Annotated in this window: 21 protein-coding genes and 1 pseudogene; 16 read left to right on the forward strand and 6 right to left on the reverse strand. The window is 71.5% G+C overall.

Annotated features, from left to right (window positions below; all coding sequences use genetic code 11):
- Positions 1-3: 3 nt before the first annotated feature.
- Together JHN63_RS09990 and JHN63_RS09995 are read right to left on the reverse strand one after the other, a co-directional pair.
- Positions 4-1,494, reverse strand: a complete 1,491-nt coding sequence (locus JHN63_RS09990; RefSeq protein ID WP_234476392.1) for a cell wall metabolism sensor histidine kinase WalK — start codon at positions 1,492-1,494, stop codon at positions 4-6.
- 104 nt (positions 1,495-1,598) lie between these two features.
- Positions 1,599-2,291, reverse strand: coding sequence for a response regulator transcription factor (locus JHN63_RS09995; RefSeq protein ID WP_200678930.1), 693 nt, complete (start codon positions 2,289-2,291; stop codon positions 1,599-1,601).
- A 197-nt stretch (positions 2,292-2,488) separates the two neighbouring features.
- On the opposite strand from JHN63_RS09995, the gene JHN63_RS10000 reads away from it, so the two are divergent.
- The 3 genes from JHN63_RS10000 to JHN63_RS10010 all read left to right on the forward strand — a co-directional run bounded on the left by JHN63_RS10000 (position 2,489) and on the right by JHN63_RS10010 (position 6,025).
- Positions 2,489-4,450, forward strand: a complete 1,962-nt coding sequence (locus tag JHN63_RS10000; RefSeq protein ID WP_200678932.1) for a transglycosylase domain-containing protein — start codon at positions 2,489-2,491, stop codon at positions 4,448-4,450.
- Positions 4,451-4,691: 241 nt separating this feature from the next.
- On the forward strand, positions 4,692-5,276 hold the full coding sequence (locus JHN63_RS10005; RefSeq protein WP_200678933.1) for a sigma-70 family RNA polymerase sigma factor: 585 nt from the start codon (positions 4,692-4,694) through the stop codon (positions 5,274-5,276).
- A complete protein-coding gene (locus JHN63_RS10010) occupies positions 5,273-6,025 on the forward strand; it encodes an anti-sigma factor domain-containing protein (protein WP_200678934.1) in 753 nt (250 codons plus the stop codon). The genes JHN63_RS10005 and JHN63_RS10010 overlap by 4 nt, the downstream gene beginning before the upstream one ends.
- Positions 6,026-6,151: 126 nt before the next feature.
- Here JHN63_RS10010 and JHN63_RS10015 read toward each other — a convergent pair whose 3' ends face one another.
- Positions 6,152-6,535, reverse strand: a complete 384-nt coding sequence (locus JHN63_RS10015) for a nuclear transport factor 2 family protein (RefSeq protein ID WP_307781863.1) — start codon at positions 6,533-6,535, stop codon at positions 6,152-6,154.
- Positions 6,536-6,801: 266 nt separating this feature from the next.
- Between JHN63_RS10015 and JHN63_RS10020 the strand changes: the two genes are divergently transcribed.
- The 9 genes from JHN63_RS10020 (at position 6,802) to JHN63_RS10060 (ending at position 15,008) form a co-directional block, all read left to right on the forward strand.
- The gene (locus JHN63_RS10020) at positions 6,802-7,452 is read left to right on the forward strand and encodes a fasciclin domain-containing protein (RefSeq protein ID WP_200678935.1); all 651 of its coding nucleotides are present in this window, start codon (positions 6,802-6,804) and stop codon (positions 7,450-7,452) included.
- 202 nt (positions 7,453-7,654) lie between these two features.
- Positions 7,655-8,215: an RNA polymerase sigma factor gene (locus tag JHN63_RS10025; RefSeq protein ID WP_200678936.1), complete on the forward strand. Its 561-nt coding sequence runs from the start codon at positions 7,655-7,657 to the stop codon at positions 8,213-8,215.
- Positions 8,216-8,244: 29 nt separating this feature from the next.
- Positions 8,245-9,105: a zf-HC2 domain-containing protein gene (locus JHN63_RS10030; protein WP_200678953.1), complete on the forward strand. Its 861-nt coding sequence runs from the start codon at positions 8,245-8,247 to the stop codon at positions 9,103-9,105.
- Positions 9,106-9,161: 56 nt separating this feature from the next.
- Positions 9,162-9,971 (forward strand): ABC transporter ATP-binding protein, encoded by an 810-nt coding sequence (locus tag JHN63_RS10035; RefSeq protein ID WP_200678937.1) that lies wholly within the window; start codon positions 9,162-9,164, stop codon positions 9,969-9,971.
- A gap of 77 nt (positions 9,972-10,048) precedes the next feature.
- Positions 10,049-11,437 (forward strand): hypothetical protein, encoded by a 1,389-nt coding sequence (locus JHN63_RS10040; protein ID WP_200678954.1) that lies wholly within the window; start codon positions 10,049-10,051, stop codon positions 11,435-11,437.
- Between the two features lie 46 nt (positions 11,438-11,483).
- Entirely contained in the window at positions 11,484-12,068 is a 585-nt protein-coding gene (locus tag JHN63_RS10045) for a hypothetical protein (protein ID WP_200678938.1), read from the forward strand.
- Between the two features lie 113 nt (positions 12,069-12,181).
- Positions 12,182-13,327 carry a transglycosylase domain-containing protein gene (locus tag JHN63_RS10050; RefSeq protein ID WP_374222908.1) on the forward strand — a complete coding sequence of 382 codons (1,146 nt, stop codon included), beginning with the start codon at positions 12,182-12,184 and terminating at the stop codon, positions 13,325-13,327.
- A 60-nt stretch (positions 13,328-13,387) separates the two neighbouring features.
- Positions 13,388-13,741, forward strand: a complete 354-nt coding sequence (locus tag JHN63_RS10055; protein ID WP_200678940.1) for a hypothetical protein — start codon at positions 13,388-13,390, stop codon at positions 13,739-13,741.
- Positions 13,742-13,850: 109 nt separating this feature from the next.
- The gene (locus JHN63_RS10060) at positions 13,851-15,008 is read left to right on the forward strand and encodes a beta-propeller fold lactonase family protein (RefSeq protein ID WP_200678942.1); all 1,158 of its coding nucleotides are present in this window, start codon (positions 13,851-13,853) and stop codon (positions 15,006-15,008) included.
- Positions 15,009-15,068: 60 nt separating this feature from the next.
- Here the strand turns inward: JHN63_RS10060 and JHN63_RS10065 are convergent, their stop codons facing one another.
- The 3 genes from JHN63_RS10065 to JHN63_RS10075 are packed head-to-tail and all read right to left on the reverse strand — an operon-like array spanning position 15,069 to position 16,638.
- Positions 15,069-15,425: a hypothetical protein gene (locus tag JHN63_RS10065; RefSeq protein ID WP_200678944.1), complete on the reverse strand. Its 357-nt coding sequence runs from the start codon at positions 15,423-15,425 to the stop codon at positions 15,069-15,071.
- Positions 15,422-16,039, reverse strand: coding sequence for an Asp23/Gls24 family envelope stress response protein (locus tag JHN63_RS10070; protein ID WP_200678946.1), 618 nt, complete (start codon positions 16,037-16,039; stop codon positions 15,422-15,424). The genes JHN63_RS10065 and JHN63_RS10070 overlap by 4 nt, the downstream gene beginning before the upstream one ends.
- Positions 16,036-16,638, reverse strand: coding sequence for an RNA polymerase sigma factor (locus tag JHN63_RS10075; RefSeq protein WP_200678948.1), 603 nt, complete (start codon positions 16,636-16,638; stop codon positions 16,036-16,038). The genes JHN63_RS10070 and JHN63_RS10075 overlap by 4 nt, the downstream gene beginning before the upstream one ends.
- 184 nt (positions 16,639-16,822) lie before the next feature.
- On the opposite strand from JHN63_RS10075, the gene JHN63_RS10080 reads away from it, so the two are divergent.
- The 4 genes and pseudogenes from JHN63_RS10080 to JHN63_RS10095 form a co-directional block, all read left to right on the forward strand.
- On the forward strand, positions 16,823-17,293 hold the full coding sequence (locus JHN63_RS10080) for an Asp23/Gls24 family envelope stress response protein (protein WP_234476383.1): 471 nt from the start codon (positions 16,823-16,825) through the stop codon (positions 17,291-17,293).
- Positions 17,294-17,394: 101 nt separating this feature from the next.
- A complete protein-coding gene (locus tag JHN63_RS10085; protein ID WP_200678955.1) occupies positions 17,395-17,580 on the forward strand; it encodes a hypothetical protein in 186 nt (61 codons plus the stop codon).
- Positions 17,577-18,563 carry a DUF6286 domain-containing protein gene (locus JHN63_RS10090; RefSeq protein ID WP_200678950.1) on the forward strand — a complete coding sequence of 329 codons (987 nt, stop codon included), beginning with the start codon at positions 17,577-17,579 and terminating at the stop codon, positions 18,561-18,563. The genes JHN63_RS10085 and JHN63_RS10090 overlap by 4 nt, the downstream gene beginning before the upstream one ends.
- Positions 18,560-18,846, forward strand: a pseudogene (locus JHN63_RS10095) (hypothetical protein); the annotation flags it as partial. The gene JHN63_RS10090 and the pseudogene JHN63_RS10095, both read left to right, overlap by 4 nt.

The following is an 18,846-nucleotide window of genomic DNA, read 5'->3' on the forward strand; positions in this document are numbered from 1 at the left end:
ACGTCATGGCAACCGGCTCTCTTCCACCGGGAGTTCAGGAGACCCGGCAGCCGACTCGTCCTGAGAAAGCGGCAGTTCTACGGTGAACAGGGCGCCCCCGTCCGGATGGTTCGCGGCGTGCACGGTGCCGTGGTGGAGGCGGACGTTCTCGGTGGTGATGGCGAGGCCGAGGCCGCTGCCCTCGGTTCTGGTGCGGGCGGTGTCGGTCTTGTAGAAGCGGTCGAAGATCAGGGGCAGCACGTCCGCGGGGATGCCGGGACCGCTGTCCAGCACCTCGATGACCGCCCACGGTCCGGCGCCCGGGCGTTCGTACCCGAACAGCCGCAGATGCACGGGGGGTTCGCCGTGGCGCAGGGCGTTGGCGACGAGGTTGGCGACGACGACGTCGAGGCGGCGGGGATCGAGACGGCCGTAGAGCGTGCCGGGCGGCGGGAGTCGGGCCTGCACGGTGTGCAGCCAGCCGCGGGAGGCGAGGGTGTTGCGGAGGGACTCGGTGAGGTCGATCCGGTCCAGGTGCAGTGTGGCCGCGCCCGCGTCGAAGCGGGACATCTCCATCAGGTCGTCGACCAGGTGGGCCAGTTTGACGGTCTCCTGGCTGATCAGCCGTACGGCGGTGGCGGTGTCCGGATCGAGGTGGGCGGCGTCCTCGTCGAGGATGTCGGTGACGGCCGACATGGCGGCGAGCGGGGTGCGCAGTTCGTGGGAGACGTCGGCGGCGAAACGGCGGGCGCGGTTCTCCATCCGGCGCAGTTCGGCGACCGACTCCTCCAGTGCGGCGGCGGTCTCGTTGAACGTGTGGGAGAGATCGGCGAGTTCGTCGGAGCCGTCGACGGTGAGCCGGGTGTCCAGGTGCCCCTCGGCGATGGAGCGGGTGGCGTCGCGCAGCGCGCGTACCGGGCGCAGCACACCGCGGGCGGCGAGGAGGGCGAGCAGCACGGCCAGGACCAGGGCGGGTACCGAGGCCCGCTCGACGGAGCCGACGAGGGCGTCGATGGAACGTTGTTCGGCGGCCTGAGGGACCGTCAGGAAAACGGCGAGGCCCGACCGTTGGGACGTGACCCGCGGTGGGTCCTGGAAGGGGACCGGCAGTCCGACGACAAGTGCCGGGCGGCCGTGGGCCGTCACCCGCTGGAAGACCGAGGAGGAGTGGGTGGCCACGGCCTTCCGCATGCCGGGGGTCAGCTCGGTGAACGGGTCCTGGGGCGTGGAGGTGGCGCTCAGACCGCGGTAGGTGGCCAGGACCCGCCAGCCCTGGGTGGGCTCCGACCTGGCCACGGCGGCGGCGAACGACCGCAGTTGGCCGGCGCTCAGGGGCACCCGGTACTCGGCCACGACGGAGTTCACATGGCCGCGGAACTGCCGGATCACCGCGTCCTGACTCTGCTGGAGCACGCCCGTACGCGCCTCCCGGAACGTCAGCGCGCCGGTGGACAGGGTGGCACCGACGGCCACGAGAGCGAAGGCCAGCACGAGCCGGACCCGCACGCCGCGCATCCGCGACAGCCCCCGCACCCGGGTCGCCGAGCGGGCGACCCTCTTCGGGGTCCTCCCTGGGGTTTTCGGCGGGGTTTTCGGCGAGGCCGCCTTCAACAGGGCTTTCATCGGGCGTCCTTGAACCGGTACCCGAACCCCCGCACGGTGTGGATGTACCGCGGCTGTCCCGGGGGTTCGCCCATCTTGGTGCGCAGGCGCTTGACGCAGGCGTCCACCAGGCGGGCGTCCGCGTGGTAGTTGTGCTCCCAGACCGACTCGAGCAGTTGCTGCCGGCTGAAGACCTGGCCAGGGGAGGCGGACAGGGTCAGCAGGAGGCGCAGTTCGGAGGGGGCGAGGGCGATCGGCACGCCCTCGCTGCTGACGGTCAACGCCGTGCGGTCGACGGTGAGTTCGCCGTGGGTCTCGACCTTCGGCAGGGCCCCTTCGGGGGATGCCCCCACGCGCCGCAGCAGGGCGCGGATGCGCGCTTCGAGGACCCTGGCCTGGACGGGTTTGACAACGTAGTCGTCGGCTCCCGCTTCCAGGCCGACCACGATGTCGACGTCGTCGCCCCGCGCGGTCGCCATGATGATCGGGATCTGGTTGTCGTCGGCGCGGATCCGGCGGCAGACCTCCAGCCCCGACACCCCGGGCAGCATCAGGTCGAGGACCACCACGTCCGCCCCGTGGGACCGCAACCGGCCGAGCCCGTCCTCGCCGGTCGCGGCGGCGGCGACCTCATGTCCCTGGCGGCGCAACGCGAGTTGGACACCTTCGCGTACCGCGCGGTCGTCTTCGATCAGCAGGACACGTGGCATGCGCACAAGTATCCGTATACGGACCGCCGTTGGTGGACGATCACCCGGACTTGCCGATCCGGACAGCCCGTTACAGTCTCGTGACCTTCCGGGCCAGGCCCGATCATCTGACTCCTCCAGCCTCGATCACTTCACAACGCCCCTCGGCAGCGGGTAGTTGGCGGCCGGCAGTTGCGGTGAACAAGGAGTCCCCCACGATGCGTAAGCCCTCGCCCCCGGAGCGAACCCACCGTGCCACCCGCTCCGGCCGCAGACGCCCGATCGACTACCCGCGCCGCGGCAGGAAGGGTCTCCGCCGCTGGCTGCCGTCGTGGCGGCTGCTGCTCGGCGGCTTCCTGCTGACCGTGGGCAGCCTGTGCGGGCTCTTCGCCTACGGGTACGCACAGGTCTCCATACCGGACGAACTGGCGGCGGCCCGGCAGGAGGCCAACGTCTACTACTGGGCCGACGGCAGCCAGATGACGGCCGTAGGAGCGGTGAACCGGCAGGTCGTGCCGCTGTCGCAGATCCCCGCCGCGATGCGGCAGGCGGTGGTCGCGGCGGAGAACGCGAGCTTCTACAGCGACCCCGGCATCTCCCTCACCGGCGAGGTGCGCGCGGTCGTCAACATGGCCAAGGGCGAGGACGTGCAGGGCGGTTCGACCATCACCCAGCAGTTCGTGAAGAACACCTATCTGTCGCAGGACCAGACCTACACCCGCAAGATCAGGGAGTTCTTCATCTCGCTCAAGCTGAGCCGGACGAAGAGCAAGGACCTGATCCTCCAGGGCTATCTGAACACCAGCTGGTTCGGCCGCCAGGCGTACGGCATCCAGGCCGCGGCCTACGCCTACTACGGCATCCCGGCCAAGGACCTCGACCCGAGCCAGGCCGCACTGCTGGCCGCGACGCTGAAGGGCGCGGAACAGTACGACCCCTCGCTCAGTGCCGCCAACCACGCCCGGGCGGTGGAGCGTTGGAGCTGGATCCTGGACCGCGAGGTCGCGAGCGGGCTGATGACCCGGGCGGAGCGGAACACGTACCGGACCTTCCCCGAGCCGAAGAAGGAGTCGGTGGCGACGAGCATGGCCGGCCAGATCGGCTATCTCGTCAACGTCGCCGACGCCTACATCACCAAGCGCACCGGGCTGGCCGCCAAGGATCTCGCGCGCGGCGGCTACCGCATCCACACCACCTTCGAGAAGGACAAGGTACGGCGGCTGGAGCAGGCGGTGAAGAGCGTCACCGCCGCGGGCCTGGACCCGAAGAAGCGCGCCACCGACCGCGACGTCCAGGTCGGCGCGGCCGTCGTCAGGCCCCGGGACGGCGCCGTGCTCGCGCTCTACGGCGGCTCGGACGCCACCCGGCACTTCACCGACAACGCGGACACCTCCGGCGTACCGGCCGGGTCGGTGTTCAAGCCCTTCGCGCTCGCCGCCCTCGTCGACGGACAGCGGGGCAAACGCCCCATCCGCTGGTCGGTGAAGACGCCTCCCCCCGAATTCCCGGACATGCAGAGCGCGTTGGTGACCTCGGCCCACGCGCCCTTCGTCCAACTGGGCAAGTCCATAGGCTGGGTGGCGATCCGGAACACGGCCGTCAACGCCGGGCTGCTGAAGAGCAGCATGGCCCCGCTGGAGCAGACCTTCCCGATCGGCACGTCGACGCCCAGCGCCATCCGGACGGCCGACGCCTACGCGACCTTCGCCAACAGGGGCGCGCAGAACGACCCTTACTCGGTGACCGCGCTGCTCCGGCACGGCAAGAAGGTCGGCGGTCTCCAACACCCGCCCGCGCGGGCCGCGTTCAGTCCGGGGGTGGCCGCGATCGTCGACAAGATGCTCCAGGGGGTGGCCTACGAGAACGGCACCCAGGCGATCGTCCCCGACTCCGCGTCCGTCGCCACCGGCGCCGCCGACCTCACGAAGTCCGCCTGGTTCGTCGGCTACACCAAGGACCAGTCCACCGCGATCACCCTCTTCCGCAACAAGCCCGGCCGACCCCAGCTCCTCCCCCTCAGCGGCGTGGGCGGCCCCGACTCCCTCCGCGGCAACGTCTTCCCACCCCGGATCTGGGCCCGGTTCATGGGCCACACGGGCACCTTCGACCTGAACCGGACGGGCCCGGCGGAACCCGATGCGGCCGCCCGGGCCAGCGCCCCGGGCAAGGGCGAGAACTAGCTCAAGGAAGAGGACAAGGACGAGGCCCGGGCCACGAGGAGCAGCAGCCCGTACGGGCAACGCGGCGCACCGGCACCGACCCATGCACCACGCCCCGCCCGGGCAACCCCGCGTCTCCCGCCCCGCACCGCGCAGCGGCCCGCGCAACGGGCAACAAAAACTCGTGAGCCTCCCCGACCAATCCGCCCCGTGCCTCAGGATCGGATTACGTCCGGAGATGTCCCGCTCACGAAGGATCCTTGTGAAAGAAGCCATCAGTATCGGTGGAAATCCCTCGATGCAGCCAGATCTGCAGGAGCTGGTGGGCCGGGTCGCCCTGGGCGACGAGAAGGCGTTCGCCGCGGTCTACGACGCCGTCGTGAGCCCGGTCCTCGGGGTCGCCCGGGCCGTCCTGCGCGACCACGCACAGTCGGAGGAGGTCGCTCAGGAGGTCCTGGTGGAGGTGTGGCGCACCGCCCCGCGCTACCGCTCCGACCGCGGGACGGCCATCAACTGGATCCTCACCCTGGCCCACCGCCGCGCCATCGACCGGGTCCGCTCGGTGGAGGCCGCGGCGGCCCGGGACAACCAGGCCGCGCTGCTCGCCCGTACACCCGAGTTCGACGAGGTCACCGAGCAGGTCGAGGCCCGGCTGGAGCGCGAGCAGGTGCGGCGCTGTCTGCGCACGCTGACCGAGATCCAGCGCCAGGCCGTCACCCTCGCCTACTACCGGGGACTGACCTACCGCCAGGTCGCCGAGGCGCTCGCGCTGCCGCTCGGCACGGTGAAGACCCGGCTGAGGGACGGCCTCATCCGGCTCCGCGACTGCCTGGGAGTGACCGCGTGATCACCGACGACCCGCACCTGCTGACCGGCGCCTACGCCCTGCACGCGCTGCCCGACGACGAACGCGAGGCGTTCGAACGCCACCTCGCGGGCTGCGACGCGTGCGCCCAGGAGACCGCCGAACTCTCCGCCACAGCGGCCCGGTTGGGCCTCGCCGTGTCCGTCGAACCCGACCGGGAGATGCGCGGGCGGGTACTGGGCCGCATCACCGCCGTACGCCAGGACGCACCGGGCGAGCCACCGGCGATCCGCTCCGGGCGCGCGGCGCTGCGGGCCCGGCTGGTGTCGCGGTGGACGCTGGCCGCCTGCCTCGCCGCCGCGGCCGCGCTCGGCGGGACCGCCGTATGGCAGCACCAGCGGGCCGAGGACGCGCTGGCGCAGGCGCACCGGGCCGAACAGGGGACCGAGCAGGTCGCCGCCGTGCTCGCCGCACCGGACGCCCGGACCCGGGCCGTGACGCTGCCGGGGGGCGCGATCGGCACGGTCGTCGTCTCGCACGCCCGGGACCAGGCCGTCTTCGCCGTCTCCGGAATGGCCCACCCGCCCTCCGGCAAGGTCTACCAACTCTGGTTCGACGACGCCGGCACCATGCGCTCGGCCGGCCTGATGAACCCCACCCGCGCCGACCAGGCCGTCCTGCTCCGGGGCACGGTGGACGGAGCCTCGGGCATGGGAATCACGGTGGAACCGACGGGCGGCTCGAAACAACCAACGTCCGCGCCACTGACCTTGACCCGTTTCCCCGCGTGACCTGTTTCTACAACTGACGACAACGGACCATTTTCTACGGCTTCGATGACAGGCCCCGTCTCCACAGGCGGGGTCATGTCGTCGTGCCCTCAGGAATTCAGGAATTCAGGGATCGGAGATCAGGAATCACGCGCTGAGATGCTCGTGCAGCATCCGCCAGCCGCCGTCCCGCCGCACGACGACATTCGTGCCCCGACCTCGGCCGGAGCGGGATTCACCGTCGATGACGCCGGTCCAGGAAAATCGATAGCGGCACACCGCGAAATCCCCGGTGAGTACGGGCCACTCCACGTCCCGGATCTCGTACACCTCGTCGAGGATCGTCGCGAACGTCCTCTCGATCGCGGACCGGATCTCCTCGATGCCCTGGTATGAGCCGTCCGAGAACCAGTACGTGGCCTCGTCGGCGATGAACGGCACGACCCGCTCGATGTCATGGCTGTTGGTGGCGCGCTCGTACGCGCCCATGAACGACGCGAGTTCGGATTCCGGGGATATCTGATTCGTCACGACGGACATCATGCCGTGCCGATATATCCGTAGCCGGTCGGGTCGCGGATTGGTCCGGGAAAAAGATTCATCCGATCGGGCAAACGGCCAATCCGGCGGGCTTTCGGGACCGGATTCCCCACGTGACCGCCGACGAGAGGAAACCGCGAACTCGTGGACCCGTGATTCCTCCGGAATTCCCACGGCGCCCGCGTTTCCCTCAGGTCGCTCCGAACGAACCCGCACGAACCCCGCACGAACCCGAACGAGCTTTCAGGAGTAACCCCATGAACACCCGCATCCGCCGTACCGCAGTCGTCCTCGCCGCCGCGGCCGTACTCCCGTTCGCCCTCAGTGCCTGCGGCGACAGCGGAAGCGACTCCGCGAAGTCCGACGCCTCCACCAAGGCATCCGCGTCCGCGTCCGACGACAGCATGACCGGCGCCGGTGCCACGGCCGCCGACCAGCCCTTCGGTACGGCCTGTTCCGGCGTCCCGAAGAGCGGGGCCGGCTCCTTCGACGGCATGGCCAAGGACCCCGTCGCCACCGCCGCCTCCAACAACCCGGCCCTGTCCACCCTGGTCGCCGCGGCGAAGAAGGCGGGCCTGGTCGACACCCTCAACAACGCCCAGGGCATCACGGTGTTCGCGCCGACCAACGACGCCTTCGCGAAGATCCCGAAGGCCACCCTGGACAAGGTCCTGGCCGACAAGGCCCAGCTGACGAAGATCCTCACCTACCACGTGGTGGGTCAGCAGCTCACCCCGAAGGACCTGGAGAAGGGCTCCTTCGACACGCTGGAGAAGTCCAAGCTCACCACCGCCGGGTCGGGCGAGAACTACATGGTCAACGACTCCGCGAAGGTCGTCTGCGGCAACGTGAAGACCGCCAACGCCAACGTCTACATCATCGACACGGTCCTGATGCCCACCAACTGACGCACCACTACGGGGAGATGGGTGAGGGGCGGGGCCAGTGCCCCGCCCCTCACCCATACCCGAAGGACCCTCACCCGAAGGGGAAGGAGTACGCCTCGCCCACCCGGATTAGGCGAAGGCTCGTCCCGCCCCCGCGGCCCACCATGTGACGGGGGTCACGCGGAAGAGAAAACCGGCAGCCCCTGCCCGGCGTCTAGCCGGTGTGAGATCAGTCAGGAAGGCACCGGGCGAGCTGGACGAGGAGCGTCTCGTCCGGCTGGTGGCCAGGGGCGACCGCGCTGCGTTCGACGAGCTGTACCGGCGTACCGCGCCATGGATGGCCGTACGGCTGCGCCGCCGTTGCGCCGACGAGCAGATCGTCGCCGAGGTCATGCAGGAGACGTACTTGGCGGTGTGGCGCGCGGCGGGCGCGTTCGCGGGGGCCTCGGTGGGCGGGACGGCCCTCGGCTGGCTGTGGACGATCGCGGCGCGCCGCCTCGTCGACGCCTTCCGGCGCCGGGCCCACCATGCCGAGCCGCCGCTCGCCGCCGCTCCGGCCGGCGCGGCACCCGCCGCCGAGGAGGAGGCGCTCGCGGCGACCGTCGGCGGGGACGTCGGTGACGCGCTGCGCCAACTGGCCCCGGAACTCCGGCAGGTACTCCAGGCCATGGTCCTCGACGGGCTCTCCGTCCGGGAGACCTCCGTCCTGCTCGGGCTGCCCGAGGGCACGGTCAAGACCCGGGCCCGGCGGGCCCGCATCGCGATGCGGAGGGCGCTGACATGAGGCGGATCAAGAAGGCGGAGGGCGCCGGCCTGGGCGCGGCGCACGCGTCGCCGCGGCTCGTCGACGGCTATGCGCGCGGCGGCACGGATCTCGTGGCCGACGAAGTGTGGGCCGTAGAAGCCCACTTGGAGGGATGCCGGGTCTGTCGTGACCGGTTGTCGGCGGCCGTCGCGGCAAAGGCACCTGACGTGACGGCGCTCGTCGACGCCGTCCGGTCCGAGCTCGAACCCCGGCTGGCGGCCGTCGCGCCCCTGCCGCGCCGACGGTTCCGGTCGGTGTGGCTGTCGAGTTGGCTGACGCCCGCGATGGTGCCGTGGCTGGCCATGATCGTGAGCGTCACGCTGCTCGCGCTGCTGCTCGACCTGGGCGGCGGCGGTCTGGGCCTCGGCGGAGGCGCGGGTTCCGGCTCCCGTCATGCGTCCCTGGTGCTGCTGCTCGCGCCGGTCCTGCCCGTGCTCGGCGTCGCGGCCTCGTGGTCGCGGGCGCTCGACCCGGCGTACGAACTGACCGCGTCCGTACCGCGAGCCGGGCTCCATCTGGTGCTGCGGCGGACGGCGTCCGTGCTCGCCGTGGTCGTGCCCGCGCTGCTGGCGGCGGGCTGGGCGACGGGGGTGCCGGGCGTGACGGCCGCGCAGTGGCTGCTGCCCTGTCTGGCCTTCACTTCCATGACCCTGGCGCTCGGCGGTGTCGTCGGGGTGACCCGTGCGGCCGTCGCGCTGGTCGCCGTATGGGCCGCCGTGGTGGTGACCCCGACCATGGCCGCGAGCCGGGCGACCTTCGCCCTGCAGACGGGCGGCGGTCTGCCGGTGTGGGGGCTGGTCCTCGCGCTCGGCGTCGGGGTCGTGATCGCCCGCAGGGGCGCGTTCTCCGTCCTGGGAGCCCATCAGTGAATGCGGACAGAACGAGCGAAGACCCCACCCCTCATCCTCTCGGAAAGGACCACCACATGATGCCCGCGGTGAGCGCGGCCGAGCTCGCGCCGACGCCCTACGCCTGGGAGATCCGGGCCGCCGGACTGAAGGTCAGGGCCGGCCGGAAACGCATGGCCGTCGACGGGCTCGACCTGTCGCTGGGTACCGGCGTGCACGGTCTGCTCGGGCCCAACGGGGCCGGCAAGACCACCCTCATCAGGGCCTTGGCCACGGTCCTCCGCCCCGCCGAGGGCACCCTGGAACTGCTCGGCGAGCCCGCGGGCGGTATGGGCGAGCACCGTGCGCTGCGGCGCCGGATCGGTTATCTGCCGCAGGAGTTCGGCTACTACAAGCGCTTCACCGTGCGCGAGTTCGTCGAGTACATGGCATGGCTGAAGGAGGTGCCCAGGGCGGACATCCCGGGGGCCGTGCAGCGGGCCGTGGAACGAGTGGGTCTGGCCGACCGGGCCGAGGAGCGGATGAAGGCGCTGTCGGGCGGCATGGTCCGGCGGGTCGGCATCGCCCAGGCCATCGTGAACGACCCGGCGATCCTGCTCCTCGACGAACCGACGGCCGGCCTGGACCCGGCGCAACGGCTGCGCTTCCGCGGGCTGTTGCAGGAACTGGGCACGGACACCTGTGTGGTCGTCTCGACCCACCTGGTCGAGGACGTCGCCGCCGCCTGCACGGACGTGGTGCTCTTCGCCGAAGGCCGGCTGGTCTTCCAGGGCACCCCGGACGAACTGGCCGCCGCCGGCGGCCCCGAACACGTCGGCGACAGCCCGCTGGAGCGCGGCTACTCGGCCCTGCTCCTGAACCCCGAACGAGAGAGGGGTTCCTGGTGAACGCCCGTGTCCCGCACGCCGCACCGAACGCCCGTGTCCCGCGCGCCGCACCGAACTTCCGTCCGGACCTCCGCGTCCTGCGCATCGAGCTGAGACGCTCCGTCGCCCCGTGGGCGGGCACCGTCATCCTGGCCAGTTCGCTCGCGTTCCTCTACCTGCTGAAGAGCTCCTCGTGGTGGCACGGCACCACGGCCTGGACCGCCCAGTGGACGTCCCTCGCCATGTGGACCCGCAGCCTGCTGTTCTATCTGTGGCCGCTCGCCGTGGGCTTCGGCGCTCTCCAGGGCCTGCGCGACCACCGCTCCAGGATGACCGAACTGCTGACGAGCACCCCCCGCCCCGCCCGCCACCGCGCGGCCGTACCGGCGGGCGCCACGGCGATCACGCTGACCTCGGCCTTCGCGCTCCTCGTCCTGGTCGGCGGCGTCCAGGTCCCCGCCCACACGTCGTACACGCATCTCGGCTGGCTGCCGATCTCCCTGGTGGGCGCCCTCTTCCTCGTCGCGGGAGCCCTGCTGGGCATGGGCGCCGCACGCACCCTGCCGTCCGTGCTGACCCCGCCGCTCCTGGCCGTCAGTGCCTTCACCTTCACCGCGCTCATGCACATGTCCCTCGGCCGTACGACGACGACCGCCCCGGCGACGGGCCTCGACAGCACACAGCCGAACCGTCTCTCCCTCCTCTCACCGGAGGTCGAAGAGGTCCGCAGCACACTCGTCACGCTCTCCACCCCCGTCCACATCGGGCAGACGATCTGGCTCCTCGGCATGGCCCTGACCGGCTTCGCGCTGCTGATCGCCGCGACCCCGCGCGCCCGGCTGACCGCCCTGGCCCCCGTCCTGGCGGGCGCGGTCCTCGCCCTGCTCGTCCTGCCCTCCGACCCGCGCCGGATGTACGTCGTCGACAAGACCGCAGCCGAACTGGTGTGCGACGGCCCGGTCTGTGTGACCCGAGCACACCAGGACCGCCTCGCCGACCTGGAGGCCCCCGGAAAGAAGGCGCTACGGCTGCTGCGGGCCGCCCTCGGCGACCGGGCGCCGGTCTCGGTCCGGGAGAACACCGCCGTCCTGCCGGAAGGCTCCACGCCGAAGTGGTCCCGTACGACCGTGCTGTTCACCTTCGACGACGAGATCGTCACCGCCGCTTCGACGAGCGAGGAACTGACCTGGGCCCTGCTCGCCAAAGGCCTCGTGCCGGGGTGCACTCCCGTCGGCTGGAGCGGCTTCGGGGACGACGAGTACGCGCAGGCCGTAGCGGTGGGCTGGGTCCTCGGGGACCTGAAACCACTGCCCGGAACACCGTCGGCGGCGCGGGGTGAACTCGCCGCGAAGTCCGGCTCGGCATGGAGGCGACTCGAGGCCCTCCCGCCGGCCGAACAGCTCTCACGGATCAACGCGATGCGGGCCGCCGCGCTCTCCTGCGAGGGGGACCCGTTCGAGGTGCTGACCCATGAGGTGTCCCGGTGAGCCGGGGTCCGGGAGATGGAGACGGGTGCAGGTGAGAGGGGTGCCGGTGAGATGGCTGACGCTGTACGCCCGCTCCCGTCAGGTGCCCGCGTCGCTGGCCGCGCTGGTGATCGGCGCGGCCGCGGTGTGGGCCCTGTCCCGGGACGGCGGCGGGGGACCCGGGGACGGTGATCCGCGGCTGTCCGTGCTCGTCCTCGCCCTGGGGGTGATGGCGGCCTCGATCGGGCTCGGCGGACAGGACCTCGCGCTGGACCGGACGGCCGCGATCCGCTGGGTGCCACGGAGAGCGGCGCATGTGCTGCTGGCCGGCGCGGTCGTCGCCGCGGTGCCGTTGTCCGTACGGGCGTTGGGCTCGGACATGGGGGCCACCGCCGCGTTCGTCCTCCGGGACAGCGCGGGCCTGACGGGACTGGCGGCTCTGGGCGCGGCCCTCTCGGGCGGCCCGAACGCGTGGACGCTCCCGTTCGCCTGGCTGTCGGTCTCGCTCTTCGCCCCGCCCGCCACGGGTACGCCGACACGGGTGGCGGCCTGGCTGCTGCTGCCGTCCGGCACACCGGAGGCCACCTGGACGGCACTGCTTCTCCTGATCAGCGGGACGGCGGCCTATGCCGTGGCGGGACCGAGGCGGTAGGCGAGCGCTCTCAGGTTCAGGAAGCAGGCGATCTCGGGTCCAGGACGAGGAGCCGGTGACCGAGAGGACGGGGCTATCTCAACACGGTCTATTTCGGCCGGGGTTCGGCCGGCATCGAGGCCGCCGCCCGCAACTACTTCGGCGTGGACACCCGGAACCTGACCGTCTCCCAGGGCGCCGCGCTGGCAGCGATCGTGAACATCCCCTCGTACTACGAGAAGGTGGGCTCCGACCCCAAGGTCACCTCGACGCTCAGGGCCCGCTGGGCATGGGTGCTCGACGCGATGGCGACCAGCGGCGCCATCACACCGAAGCAGCGCGCCGACGCCGTCTTCCCGGCGTTCCGTTTCTATCCGCCGGGCACGACCGAGGGGCAACGGCAGTACATGATCGACGTGGCGGCGAAGGAGGCGGCCGACCGACTCGGCATCACCGAGGACCAGTTGGCACGCGACGGCTACACCGTCCACACGACGTTCGACCTGGCCTTGCAGGACGCCACGACGGAGGCGGTGAAAGACACCAAGAACAGCCAGGGAGACAAGGGCGGCAACGCCGGCAAGGGCGACAAGCGCCACCAGGGGGTCACCGTCCACACCGCGGTCGTGGCGATGAAGCCCGGCGACGGGGCGGTCCGGCTGCTGTACGGCGGGGCGGACTACGCCCGCCAGCCGTTCAACGACGCGGTGGGCGGCGCGGTCGAAGCCGGAACGGCACTGGACCCCTTCACCGAGGCCCGCCTGGACGGCCCCCTGACCGCGCTGCGGAAAACCGCCGCCCCGACCCCCCTCCAACTGGCCGCGGCCTACGCGACGGTCGCGGCGAACGGTCTCTACGCGGCCCCGTACACGGTCACCAAGATCACCCGTGACGGACACCCGGTGTACACCGCGCACCCCGAGACCCGCCGCGCGCTGAACGAAAAAGACGCGTTCATGGTGAGCGCGTCGATGTCCAAGACCGGCACGACGGACAAGGAAACGACCCCCTCGCCCGTCCCCAGCCAGCAGACCCCCCAGCTCTTCTACACCGCCGGAGCAGGCGGCGGCATCACCCGCCGCACCATCTGGTCCACCGCCCTGAACCCCCAACTCACCGTGACCGTCGCCCTCTTCGCCGACCACCCCGGCAAGAAGAAGAACACGACCGCCCCCGCCCAACTCCCGAACGATCCACCACCGGCCGAGTCGGCGCAGGAGACGACGGCGGAGATCTGGCGACTGGCGACGTCACAGGGCCGCGTCTCCACCCTGAGATAGAGCCCCCGCTCCTCCCCCACGCCGACGATTCCCCCTCCAACCGCCGGAATGCTTACGGACATGGACATCACTTCGCTCACCGTCGTACTCAGTGTGATCGTGGTCGTCGCGGCATCGGTCCTCATCGCCTTCAACGAACCGCCGCTGTGGGTCTACCTATTGAGCTGCGCGGGCTCGTATCCACTGGGCAGCGCGCTGCTCGGCGGGCCGGACTTCACCTCGCCCATCGCGGACGGTTCCATGGCCGCCTGGGGACTGCGACTCGCGGTCGCCTCCACGGTCACGGTCGTGCTGAGTTTCCTCTTCGGCAAGGACTGCCGCGCGGGTGCCGAAGCCGACGGAACTCCCCCTCGCGAGCCCCGACTTCCCGAACCCGCCCGTGATTCTTACGAACCCCGGACATCAACCCAATAGTGCACCTTATGACCGTTTTACCCCCTCCTCGCGGTCTAGCGTTGCGAACCGTCCGGCGCTGCGTGAGACGCCGCCGGCTCTCCCGTCCCGCACAGAGGAGTACGCACGCATGACTCTCGCCAGGCCCCGCGCCACCCGCATCGCCCGCACCCTCGGTACCGGCACGATCGTCGCCGCCGCAGCGCTCTTCGCCGCACCCGCGGCCGGTGCCGCGGACGGCCCCCAAAGCCTCAACTCCCCGCACCACAGCGGCCGTTCGACCGTGTTCGTGCAGAGCGACGACACGAGCGCGAACACCGTCGTCGCCTACGACCGCGCCCCCGACGGCACCCTCACCCAGCAGGGCATCCACGCCACCGGCGGCAAGGGCGGCATCCTCCCCGGCACCGTCGCGGACCACCTGGCCTCGCAGGGTTCGCTCGCCTACGACCGCGACCACCAGTTGCTCTACGCCGTGAACGCGGGCAGCGACACCGTGACCGTCTTCGCCGTGCGCGGCACCCGGCTCCGGCGGGTCCAGGAGATCTCCAGCGGCGGAAGTTTCCCGGTCAGCGTCACCTTCCACGACAACCGGGTCTACGTCGCCAACACGCTCGGCGGCGGTTCCGTCCAGGGCTTCGCGCGGACCGGCGAACGCCTGGTGAAGGTGGACTCCTGGCACCGCAACCTCGGCCTGGACAAGGGGACTTCGGCCGTCGGGCAGATCTCCTTCACTCCGGACGGTTCGAAGCTCGTGGTCACCACCAAGGCCTCGGGGCAGAGCATCGACGTCTTCCCGGTCGGCGTGCACAGCGGACCGTCCGCGCACCCCGTGGTGACCTCGACGCCGGGTGCCGTGCCGTTCGGGTTCGCCTTCGACCCCGCCGGACGGATCCGGGTGACGGAGGCGGGCACCAACTCGGTGGGCACCTTCACGGTCGGCCGCGACGGCAGACTGACGGCGAAGGGAACCGTCCCGACCGGCCAGACCGCCACCTGCTGGGCGGTCACCGCCGGACACCACCTCTACGTCTCGAACGCCGGGAGCGGCACCCTGTCCGGCTACCGGGTGGGTCCCCAGGGCGAGTTGACCGCCCTGGGCAACACGACCACCGACGCCGGCACGGTGGACGCGGCGGCCTCGTCGGACGGGCGGTACCTGTACGTCCAGACCGGCATCAAGGGTGCGGTGGACGAGTTCCGGGTCGGCAAGAACGGTTCACTCACGGCGATCGGCTCGGTCGTCGTACCGGGTGCGGTCGGCGGCGAGGGCATCGCCGCGGGCTGACGGGCGGCAACAGGCGGATGGTGGGTGCTCTCATCGGGGACGAGGGCACCCGCCCTCCGTTCAAACGAGCCCCGTGACCGTCACCGTGACCCTCGGCGCGGACGGCCCGACTCCCGTCGGCAGCAAGGCACCCAGCCGCCGTTCCACCGTGTCCCGGACCACCCGGGCCACGTCCACGGTCCTGGCCCGCCGTAGCGCGACGACATGGATCTCGACGTGCCAGGGCCCGTCCCCGTCCGGCCGGGTCAACCGGACCCCGGCGGGCGACGCCCCACCGGACCGTGACAGCGCCGAACGCAAGCGGTCGGTCAACCCCGGTCTGAGGAAGGCCACCCCCGTGACACTCTCCGCGGCCAGGGCGACTTCCGCGACGAGGGTCGCGTACGCCGGGCTCTCGTCGTTCACGGGCGCGGTCATGCGGTACGACCTTCCTGGCCGTCGTCGGCCGAGACGGGGACGAGATCGGTGACACGGATGTCAACTGCCGTGACGCCCATGCCCAGTTCACGGTCCGCGGCCTCCCACACCCGTTCACGCACGAGGGCCGCGAGCTCGGGCAGCGGGGCGTCGGCCGGAGCGTGAATATCGAGCCGGACCGCGACCGTGCCGTCGGCATCCCCATCGGCATCGCCCTCCGCGCCGCCGTGGTCACCGGCGTCGAACAGCCGACAGGAACCCGCCCTCACCCCCGCCACCGTCTCGGCCGCCGCGCGCAGCGCACGCGCCGCGACCGCCTCCATGATCCACAGGTCCTCGGCGGGCTCACCGAGCGGCAGCGGACGGCCCGGACGCAGTTCCAGGCGTACGACGTCCATGATCCGCCGGGTCAGCGGCTCGGGGTCGTAGCCGGAGGCGGTGGTGTCCGTCTCCTCCTGCAACCCGAGCACCACGGACTCCAGTCGGTCGAGTCCCCGCACGGCCTCACGGCAGTGCGGGCAGGTGCGGAAGTGGGGGTCGTCGGTCTGCTCCTCCCAGTCGTTCCAGGTCTGCGACAACAGCCGTCCGCAGGGCAGGAGTTCGTCGTCGGTCATCGCCAGGCCCCCAATGCTTGGGTCAGAGATCGGCGGGCGCGGAAGACGCGGGCGCGGACCGCTTCCTGACTGATGCCGACCGCGTCCGCGACGAACTCGTAGGAACGGCCGTCCAGTTCGCGCAGCACCCAGCACGCGCGCTGTTCGGCCGAGAGGAGGTCGAGCGCGTCCCGCAGTTCGCGGACCGCGTCCCGGCCCTCGGCGATCCGGGCCGGAGAGGTGGTGTACTCGGCCGCGGCCACGTCACCGGCCGCCTCCAGCGTGGCCACCGGCCGACGCGAACGCAGCACGTTCAGACAGCGGTTGGTGACGATCCGGTACATCCAGGTGCCGAAGGCGGAACGCCCCTGGAACTCCGGCAGCCGCCGCCAGGCACTGAGAAAGGCGTCCTGTACGGCGTCCTCCGCCTCCGCGCCGGTACCGAGCAGACTCGTGGCGAGCCGGATCAGCGCGGGCGCGTGCCGCTGCACGAGCACGGCGAAGGCGTCCTCGTCCCCCTCGGCGGCCCGGACCGCGAGCAGGGCGTCATCGGCGTCTGCCGCGTCAGCCGTGTCGGCCCGGCTGTCCGGGGGTGCGTTCTGCGTGCGGGGCCCCGCCACTGGGCGGCTCCTCTCGTCCGGTCTTCTGAAGGTTGGACACAGCCGCGCCGTCCCCGTTACGGAGAACTTCCGGGCCCGGGCTCGTACGGATGCGGAAATCTCCGGGTTCCCGCGTCACAGCCGCGCCCCGCCCGGGTCTGAAGAAGTGAGAGCACGGACAAGACCGAAGACAGAGAGGCACGCCATGACCACTCAGACAGCACCGGTAGTCAGCGTCGGCGACGTCAGCCGCGTCGGCAACAAGAGCGGGGCCACGTCCACCCTGTCCGACCGCGGCCGTACGTCGATCGCCGATGTCGTCGTCGTGAAGGTGGCCGGCATCGCCGCCCGGGAGATCCCCGGCGTCCACGACATGGGCGGCGGTCTCTCGCGGAGCATCGGCGCCGTGCGGGACCGGGTGCCGGGCGGCCGGCCCAACGTGGGACGCGGGGTGAAGGTCGAGGTGGGCGAGCGGCAGACGGCGATCGATCTGGACCTGGTCGTCGAGTACGGGGTGTCCGTCATGGACGTCGCCCGGGACGTACGGGAGAACGTCATCGCCGCCGTGGAGCGCATCACCGGTCTTGAGGTGGTCGAGGTGAACGTCACCGTCAACGACGTCCACCTCCCCGACGAGCACGAGCCCGCGCACACCGGTGACGCCCGCGTGGCATAGGGCGGCCGGTCAGGGGCACGGGCAGGAGTGGTGGATCGGGTGAGAAACGCATCGTGGACCGGTGGACCCGTGGATCGGGTGAGAGGCGGAGGTGGACGGGCATGAGCACACCGTTCGTCGGAATGATCGCGGGCATGGCCCTGGCGTTCGCCGGCTGGTTCGGCGGATTCGGCGCCTTCCTGCTCGTGGCCGCGCTCGGCGGCCTGGGCTGGGCGGTGGGCCGCTGGTTCGAGCGCGGCGGCACGGTCCAGGACGTACGGGACGTGTTCGAACGGAACCGCCGATGACCACATCCGCCACGACCACGGCCGCCGCCGCCCAGCGCGGCACCACCACCGTCTCGGAGCGAGCGGTCCGCAGGATCGCCGAACGGGCGACCACCGAGGCACTGCCCGGCCGTACGCCCCACACGACGGCGACGGTACGAGGCGGGCGGGCGGAGGTGTCCCTGGGCGTGACGCTCCCCTACCCCGCCCCGCTCGCGGACGGCGTACGGGACGTCCAACAGCACGTGCTGGCCCGCACCCGGGAACTGACCGGGCTGGAGGTGCCGACCGCGCGCGTCGAAGTCGTCGCGCTCGCCGCCCCCAGGTACTCCCACCTGCCGGTCTCCCCGGTCGAAGAGGATGTACGGTCCCCGGCCGAAGAGGATGTACGGCGGCGGACCACCGCGCGCCGCTGGTCCAGGCGCCGCGTCCCCGTGGCCCTGCTCACCTCCCTCGCCACCCTGGCCTGCGCCGCACTCGCCGTCGACCTGGTCCGGGTGCACACCGCGCACAGCCCGGCGGCGGCCTGGCGCGTCTCCGCGACGCACTGGCTGTCCGGGCACGGTCCCGGGGACCCGGCCGTCGTGATCGCGGGCGGACTGACAGCGCTGCTCGGGGTATGGATGGTCGTGCTCGCCCTGACGCCGGGCCTGCGTCGCCGGTCCACCGTCCGCACCGGGGCGGACCGCGTCGACACCACCGTGGACCGCTCGGCGGTCGAGTCCCTGATCCGTGACACGGTGGCGGACGTGAACGGCATCACGACGGTACGAGTGCGGGTACGCCCCCGGCGGATCACGGTACGAGCGGGCCTGGCCTTCGGCGACCGGGCGGAGGCCTCGACCGCCGCCACGACCGCCGCGCGCGCCGCCGTAACGTCCTGCCGACTGCGCAAGAACCCCCGGGTACGGGTGACGGTCACCCCGGAGCAGGTGTGGCAACGCCCCGCACCGGCACCGGACGAACCGTCAACCACCCCCGCCGCCAAGGAAGTCGACCAGTGACAAGGCCCTCCCACCCCACACCGCTGAACCGGACCGCTCTCGGAGTCACCGGCCTCGCGCTCGCCGTCGCCGGCACCTGGCTCCTCACCTCGGACCGGCTGCCGTCCTGGTGGCCGGGCGCCGACACGGGCACCGTGCTGCTGGACGCGGGTCGGCTGGCCCGACTGCACGCCGAGACCTGGTGGGCACCCACCACGACCGCCACGGCGATCACACTGACCCTCCTCTTCGCCTTCGGCTCGCTCCGCCAGCTGCGCCCGCCCACCGCCCGCCACCTCGCCCT

The sequence above is a fragment of the Streptomyces sp. MBT65 genome (assembly GCF_016612545.1).
Classification (GTDB): Bacteria; Actinomycetota; Actinomycetes; order Streptomycetales; family Streptomycetaceae; genus Streptomyces.